The organism is Planktothrix sp. FACHB-1355 (assembly GCF_014748295.1).
Taxonomy (GTDB): Bacteria; Cyanobacteriota; Cyanobacteriia; order Cyanobacteriales; family Aerosakkonemataceae; genus Aerosakkonema; species Aerosakkonema funiforme_A.
Genome location: NZ_JACJUP010000296.1, coordinates 1 through 6,304 on the forward strand (window position 1 = coordinate 1; position 6,304 = coordinate 6,304).

General features: G+C 44.9%; 4 protein-coding genes. 3 read left to right on the forward strand and 1 reads right to left on the reverse strand.

Annotated elements, in window-relative coordinates:
• Positions 1-574 precede the first annotated feature (574 nt).
• Positions 575-1,810 carry an LL-diaminopimelate aminotransferase gene (locus H6S82_RS14220; protein WP_190473515.1) on the reverse strand — a complete coding sequence of 412 codons (1,236 nt, stop codon included), beginning with the start codon at positions 1,808-1,810 and terminating at the stop codon, positions 575-577.
• A gap of 455 nt (positions 1,811-2,265) precedes the next feature.
• On the opposite strand from H6S82_RS14220, the gene H6S82_RS14225 reads away from it, so the two are divergent.
• The 3 genes from H6S82_RS14225 (at position 2,266) to glsA (H6S82_RS14235) (ending at position 6,022) form a co-directional block, all read left to right on the forward strand.
• On the forward strand, positions 2,266-3,021 hold the full coding sequence (locus H6S82_RS14225) for a MinD/ParA family protein (protein ID WP_190473518.1): 756 nt from the start codon (positions 2,266-2,268) through the stop codon (positions 3,019-3,021).
• A 67-nt stretch (positions 3,022-3,088) separates the two neighbouring features.
• Positions 3,089-4,126: a glutaminase A gene (gene glsA, locus H6S82_RS14230; protein ID WP_190473521.1), complete on the forward strand. Its 1,038-nt coding sequence runs from the start codon at positions 3,089-3,091 to the stop codon at positions 4,124-4,126.
• Between the two features lie 858 nt (positions 4,127-4,984).
• Positions 4,985-6,022: a glutaminase A gene (gene glsA / locus H6S82_RS14235; protein ID WP_190473523.1), complete on the forward strand. Its 1,038-nt coding sequence runs from the start codon at positions 4,985-4,987 to the stop codon at positions 6,020-6,022.
• Positions 6,023-6,304 lie beyond the last annotated feature (282 nt).

A 6,304-nucleotide genomic window follows, 5' to 3' on the forward strand; every position in this document is an offset into this window, starting at 1 on the left:
AGAATAATTGCAGTTGCCCTCCATTTGATCGATCCTCAACATTTAAGAAATTGGTTCACTCGTTGCTGTTACTGTACCTCATAACAGCGGGAACCGCTGTACTAATCTTCGCCTTCTCACAAACGAGATTTTTGGACAATAGCTCAGATTTATCCTCATCTTTAAGGATAAGTGGGGCAATTTGGCTCTTCCGTACTTAGTGTGCCAAATTATTAGTTTTCTGTTTCCATATACTGTAGTTGGCTAGATTTCAAGGCGATCGCACTTATACTGTAATGTCATAAGGCAAACTTTGGATGGAAATAATCTCAAAGCCTTATGGGACAAAAGCTTTAGGATAAAATTTAAGTTAAATTAGCACACTAAGTACGGAAGAGCCCCATTTTGTTACTAGCATAGGGGCTATGGCAAAACCTGGCTTTAAACTGCGGCAGAATCAAACTTTAAATTACAATTATTTCCATAACTACGGGAGAGCCACATTTTTGTAGGGACACGACATCATTAAAACTTGGATGAGCGAGATGATATGATGATGCCGCATCCCTACAACATAATAGACCGGGGAAGAACCCTACACCTTAAACTTATCCACGATCCTTCTCATCGCTTCTTCGACATTTTCGCGACTGTTAAATGCGGATATGCGGAAGTACCCTTCCCCAGCAGCGCCAAAACCGGAACCGGGTGTTCCTACCACGTTGACGGTATGCAGCAATTTATCGAAGAAATCCCAACTGGATAAACCGCTGGGGGTTTTCACCCAGACGTAAGGTGCATTGACGCCACCGTACACCGATAAACCGGCATCGGTCAGTTTTTCCCGAATAATTTTGGCATTTTCCATATAAAAGTTGACAAGCGCTTTGACTTGTGCATCTCCTTCCGGGGAATAAACTGCCTCAGCAGCGCGTTGCACAATGTAGGAAACTCCATTGAACTTGGTGGATTGGCGGCGGTTCCACAATTTCCACAGTTCTACGTCGGAACCGTCTGCTGCTTTTGCTGTCAGGTTTTTAGGTACTACGGTAAAGGCGCAGCGAGTACCGGTGAAACCTGCGGTTTTGGAGAAGGAACGAAATTCGATCGCACACTGCCGCGCCCCTTCAATCTCGTAGATAGAATGAGGAATATCCGCATCGGTGATAAACGCTTCGTAAGCAGCATCGAAGAAAATAATCGAATTATTCGCCAGTGCGTAATCTACCCACGCTTTGAGGTGTTCTTTACTGGCAACCGCTCCCGTGGGATTATTGGGAAAGCACAAATAAATCAAATCGACTTTTTCGGTGGGAAGCGAGGCGGTGAAGTTGTTTTCTGCGGTAATAGGTAGATAAACTAAACCCTCAAATTCTCCTTTATCGTTGGCAACACCAGTATGTCCCGCCATCACGTTGGTATCCACGTACACCGGATAAACCGGATCGGTAACTGCGATCGTATTATCGTTGCCGAAAATATCCAGAATGTTACCCGTGTCGCATTTGGAACCGTCGGAGATGAAGATTTCCGAGGCGTCAACTTCGCATCCCAGCGCTTGGAAATCTCTGGCAGCAATTTTCTCCCGTAACCAAGAATAACCCTGCTCTGGGCCATAGCCTTTGAACGTGCTGCGATCGCCCATTTCTGCCACCGCATCAATCATCGCCGTGCGGCAAGCTTCCGGCAGCGGTTCCGTCACGTCGCCAATGCCCAATCGAATTATCTTAGCATCCGGATTTGCCTCTGCAAAGGCATTCACCCGCCTTGCAATTTCCGGAAATAGGTAACCTGCTTTGAGTTTGAGGTAGTTGTCGTTAACAGTTGCCATGTTGAATCGCTACAAACGCCGTGAACTGACCGCACTTACCCTTTGGGTAAATGTAGGCTTCTGGCACATTTTAAAGCTTCTTTGAACTTGCTTGGCAGGAATGTAACTTTTTATCGCCGGATTTTTGAGGAAGTTGTGATATATGATTTGGCGAGCGAAAGCGGGTCGCTGGGTATCCTCAATAATATCATGTGTTTAATTAAATATTGTCAACCAATTGAATAAATACAAAAAAATAAAAATTATATTTTTTTTGAAAATAACTTAAGCCGTCGGCAATAAAATCAATCTTCCTACATTTCATACATTTCCTACTTGACGGCTGAGGTAGAGAAATGCTGGAATTACGGAAGACATTAAATTAAGTAGATGAATTTAATGGTATTTTATAAAAGTAAAACTCTTAGAGCCAATTTGGCAGCAGTAGAGTTCTGTAGTAGGGAGTACATCAAAAAATGCCTAAAGTAGTATCAATTCACTCATACCGGGGCGGAACCGGGAAGTCAAACACAACAGCAAACCTTTCCACGAGTGTGGCGCTGCAAGGTCAGCGAGTCGCTGTGGTTGACACCGACATCCAATCTCCCGGAATTCACAATCTTTTCGGTCTAGATCCCGAAAGAATGGACAAAACCCTCAATAACTTTCTGTGGGGTCAAGCTCCCATTGAAGATGCTGCTTATGATGTTGGTGGCAACGTCGGCGTACAAGGCGATGGCAAACTTTTTCTAATTCCCGCCAGCATCAGACCAGACGACATATCTAGGATTCTCAGTGAAGGATATGACGTAAAATTGCTGCACGAGGGATTTCGCAAACTCGTTAAAGGTCTCAATCTAGACTACTTGTTCATCGATACCCACCCAGGTTTGTCTAAAGAAACCTTTCTGTCGATCGCCATCTCCCACGTCTTAATTTTGATTTTACGTCCCGACAAACAAGACTACCAAGGTACGGCGGTGACGGTGGATGTAGCAAAGCAGTTAAAAGTTCGCAAAATGCTGCTAGTGGTGAACAAAGCATTGAGCAGTATGAATTTCGATGCTTTGAAGCAAAAAGTAGAGGACACTTACGGCACTACAGTAGCCGGCATCTTCCCCTTATCGGAAGATATGGTACAACTGGCCAGCGAAGGAGTTTTCTGCGTGAAGTACCCAGATCATCGCGTCAGTCAGGAGTTTCGCAAAGTAGCTCTACAGGTGATGGCCTAAACGATCGATCGCAGCTCCCCAAAGGAACTTGCTCTTTGCACTACCCTACCCTAAGAGTATCAAGAAAATGGCTGAAAAACATGATTTGAAGTCACTAGCCAGTGCAATTCAGTCCTTTGCTTCCTCATCTCCATTTCTTTCGTATCTCACGGAGTTATATGAAAAATATGAATCCGTAAATGAGGGCACTGTCGCCAACTACATTCCGGAGTTGGGGAAAGCCTTACCGGAATGGTTTGGCATCTGCGTAGCGACGGTGAACGGTCAGGTGTTTGAAGTGGGGAATTGCAACCAACTGTTCACGATGGAGTCGATCTCGAAACCATTCGTCTACGGACTGGCACTGGAGGATTACGGTCGGGAATATATCAACAGTAAAGTCAGCGTCAAGCCGATCGAAGAAACCCTCAACAGCATTGCCTTGGATGAGAAAAGCAAGCGCCCCTATAACCCGATCGTCAATGCAGGGGCGATAGCCACCACCGATCTAATCAAGGGCAATGGAGTAGGCGCACGTCTTAAACGCATTCTGGATATGTTTGAGCGTTATACCGGACGAAAGCACGATATTTATATGCCAGCTTTCGTCTCCGATAAAGCATATGGGAATCGGCATCGGGCGATCGCTTATCTTATGCTCAACTTTGGCATAATCAGCGAAAAAATAGACGAAACCCTCGACCTCTATTTTCACCAAAGTGCCATCCAAGTCAATGCCCACGATCTCGGAGTTATGGCAGCTACCCTCGCCAATGGGGGCGTCAATCCCATTACGGGAGAACGCGCCATTGATGAGCGCTACGTCCAAGATGTAGTTAGCGTCATGCAAACCTGTGGAATGTACGACTCAGCGGTCGAGTGGGCTTACCGGGTGGGAATGCCTGCCGTCAGTGGGATTAGCGGTGGTATTAGTGCGGTTGTACCGGGAAAACTCGGCTTGGGAGTCTTCTCGCCGCCTGTGGATGAGGGAGGCAATAGCATCAGAGGCATGAAGGTTTGCGAAGATATTTCCAAAGATTTTGGTTTGCATATATTCAATGTCGCCCAACCAAAACACAATCTGAAAGACTTAATTGAAAGTGGGGAATCAGTTGATGATTGGTAGTCAATAGCAGCAGTCAATCCAGAAAAAGTTTGGCTCTGATTTGCTTAGTATTCCATTTGAGCAGAAGAGGGCAGGGAAAAGAGAAATAAAAATGTTCTTAATTTGAACATTTGGATAAAACTCCCAAACATCCCTATATGACCAGTTAGAAGCGTGGAGGTGAGTCAAGGTTTCGCTCGTCATTAGACATTTCCTCCAAAAGAATCTCAAAGGGCAGGCAGGATGCCTACCCCACAAGAATTTTTCGAGATGTCTATTAAAGCATAGGACGATGGCGACAACTCCCTCCCCAGTATTCAAAACATCATTTTTCCGAACGAAAAAGTGTTATGCCTCTGTCTTTTAGCACACTGAAATAAGATTTTTGTTTCAAGCAGTATATCATCAGGTGTATTTATCGATCCGAAAAGTTTTTAACTAAGCTTTACTCCAGCCTAGTTGAAAAATTTTGGCATAAGTGCTGGCTCACAAAAATATCAGGTTATTATAGCTTTCAGCTATTTGAAGCCGGTGATTTTTCGCGATCGGGTCTTATGCAGAGGATCTAAATTTAGGGTGAATTCAGCAATTAGCCCTACTAGATATAGGTTTTTTAAACTGGCTGTATAAGTCCCTGAAGTTTACAGGGGTTTTCAAATAGACATCTCCTCCAAAAGAATTTCTCTCGGCAGGCAAGATACCTACCCCACAAAAATTTTTGGAGAGGTCTAATGAGTAAGTCAGTCCCAATCCACAGGTTGCGGGCAATGCACCCCTACAGAAAACTGTGGCCAAATCATCTGAAAATAGCTGTAAATATTTAAAACGATGAATTTGGTATGCGTTCGTAAAATACCCTAACCCAAGAGTACAAAGAACATGGCTGAAAAACACGATTTGAAGTCGCTAGCAAGTTCAATCCAATCTTTTGCTTCCTTATCTCCTTTCCTATCCTATCTTACGGAATTGCACGAAAAGTATCAAAACCTCAATGAGGGTGCAATCTCCGATCGCATCCCGGAATTGGCAAATGCCTTACCGGAGTCGTTTGGTATCTGCGTGGTGACAGCAAACGGTCAGGTATTTGAGGTGGGCGATTGCAAGCAATTGTTCGCGATGCACTCAATTTCCAAGCCATTTGTGTACGGATTGGCACTGGAGGATTGCGATCGCGAGTATGTCAGCAGTAAGGTGAGCGTCAAGCAAGCGGGAGAAACTATCAACTCCATCGTCCTAGATAACAAAAACAAGCGCCCCTACAATCCGATCGTCAATGCAGGAGCGATCGCCACCACCGATATGATTAAGGGTAATGGCATCAACGAACGCCTCAAACGTATCCTGGATATATTTGAGCGTTACACCGGACGAAAGCACTCTGTTGACACTGCAACCTTTTTCTCCGAGAAAGGGATTGGAAATCGCGATCGAGCGATCGCTTACCTTATGCTCAACTTTGGCATTGTCAGCGACAAAATTGAGGAAACCCTTGACTTGTACTTTCAGCAATGTTCGATTTTGGTCAACGCACGCGATTTGGCGGTAATGTCAGCTACCCTTGCTAATGGCGGTGTCAATCCAATTACCGGACAACGCGCTCTTGATGAACGCTACGTCCAAGATGTGGTTACCGTCATGCACACTTGCGGGATGTATGACGCCTCTGGAGAGTGGGCTTACCGGGTGGGGATGCCTGCCGTAAGTGGAGTTAGCGGCGGTACGATCGCCCTTGCGCCAGGAAAACTCGGTTTGGGAGTATTTTCGCCACTTGTGGATGAAGAAAACAATAGCGTCAGAGGTATAAAAGTTTGCAAAGACCTGGCCAAAGATTTTGGCTTACATTTATTTAATGTGACCAAACCAGAGCGCGATTTAAAAGCTTGGATTGAAGGTGGCGACTCAGTTGAGGGTTGGTAATCTGGAATGATGCTGGGCTTTTAGGTAAGCCCAGATATCATCTCAAATCGGTTTGCATTCAGAGCTTCTGGCTGACAAACAGCCTTTAATTGATTTGCAGTTTTCAGCCAGAGTATAACGTAACACAAGTATAATAGCTTATAAAATTTCGCATCAGCAAGTTTTCTTATGTCGAGCAAATCCTTCAAATCGCCAATTTCCCAAGTCCTTGGAAAAATTCCGCTCCGCATAGTTATGATTGTCCCGTTTGTCCTACAAATTACCGCTGCGGTGGGAATAGTA